This is a genomic window from Cellulomonas sp. URHD0024 (genome assembly GCF_000426185.1).
Lineage (GTDB): Bacteria > Actinomycetota > Actinomycetes > Actinomycetales > Cellulomonadaceae > Cellulomonas.
In genome coordinates this window covers 1-1,353 of record NZ_AUEW01000025.1, presented here as the reverse complement: position 1 = coordinate 1,353, position 1,353 = coordinate 1, and the positions used below count along the sequence as shown (strand labels likewise).

At 57.9% G+C, this 1,353-nt stretch carries 1 rRNA gene; it reads right to left on the bottom strand.

The features are described 5' to 3' along the window. Nucleotides 1–1,190 (bottom strand): 16S ribosomal RNA (locus I847_RS24295); the annotation flags it as partial. Nucleotides 1,191–1,353 lie beyond the last annotated feature (163 nt).

Below are 1,353 nucleotides of genomic sequence, written 5' to 3'. Positions count from 1 at the left end.
TAAGGGGCATGATGATTTGACGTCATCCCCACCTTCCTCCGAGTTGACCCCGGCAGTCTCCCATGAGTCCCCGGCATAACCCGCTGGCAACATGGGACGAGGGTTGCGCTCGTTGCGGGACTTAACCCAACATCTCACGACACGAGCTGACGACAACCATGCACCACCTGTACACCGACCTTGCGGGGCAACCATCTCTGGAAGTTTCCGGTGTATGTCAAGCCTTGGTAAGGTTCTTCGCGTTGCATCGAATTAATCCGCATGCTCCGCCGCTTGTGCGGGCCCCCGTCAATTTCTTTGAGTTTTAGCCTTGCGGCCGTACTCCCCAGGCGGGGCACTTAATGCGTTTGCTGCGGCACGGAACTCGTGGAATGAGCCCCACACCTAGTGCCCAACGTTTACGGCATGGACTACCAGGGTATCTAATCCTGTTCGCTCCCCATGCTTTCGCTCCTCAGCGTCAGTTGCGGCCCAGTGACCTGCCTTCGCCATCGGTGTTCCTCCTGATATCTGCGCATTCCACCGCTACACCAGGAATTCCAGTCACCCCTACCGCACTCTAGTCTGCCCGTACCCACTGCAAGCCCAAGGTTGAGCCTTAGGTTTTCACAGCAGACGCGACAAACCGCCTACGAGCTCTTTACGCCCAATAATTCCGGACAACGCTTGCGCCCTACGTATTACCGCGGCTGCTGGCACGTAGTTAGCCGGCGCTTCTTCTGCAGGTACCGTCACTTGCGCTTCTTCCCTGCTGAAAGAGGTTTACAACCCGAAGGCCGTCATCCCTCACGCGGCGTCGCTGCATCAGGCTTGCGCCCATTGTGCAATATTCCCCACTGCTGCCTCCCGTAGGAGTCTGGGCCGTGTCTCAGTCCCAGTGTGGCCGGTCGCCCTCTCAGGCCGGCTACCCGTCGTCGCCTTGGTGGGCCACTACCCCACCAACAAGCTGATAGGCCGCGAGCCCATCCTTCACCGATAAATCTTTCCAGACGCGACACATGCGTGTACGTCTCATATCCGGTATTAGCCACCGTTTCCCGTGGTTATCCCAGAGTGAAGGGCAGGTTGCTCACGTGTTACTCACCCGTTCGCCACTGATCAGACCAGCAAGCTGGCCATCACCGTTCGACTTGCATGTGTTAAGCACGCCGCCAGCGTTCGTCCTGAGCCAGAATCAAACTCTCCGTAAATGTCAACTGGCACCCCACCACCGAAGCAGCAAGGCAACCGACAAAACGAAACGGCTCCACCGGTTCAACCCGGCAAGCCAATCAGATTCGGCTGTATGCGGCATCGCCTTCCACGGAGGTAGAAGAACGACACCCATCTCAACCAAGACCCACCCACCTCAGC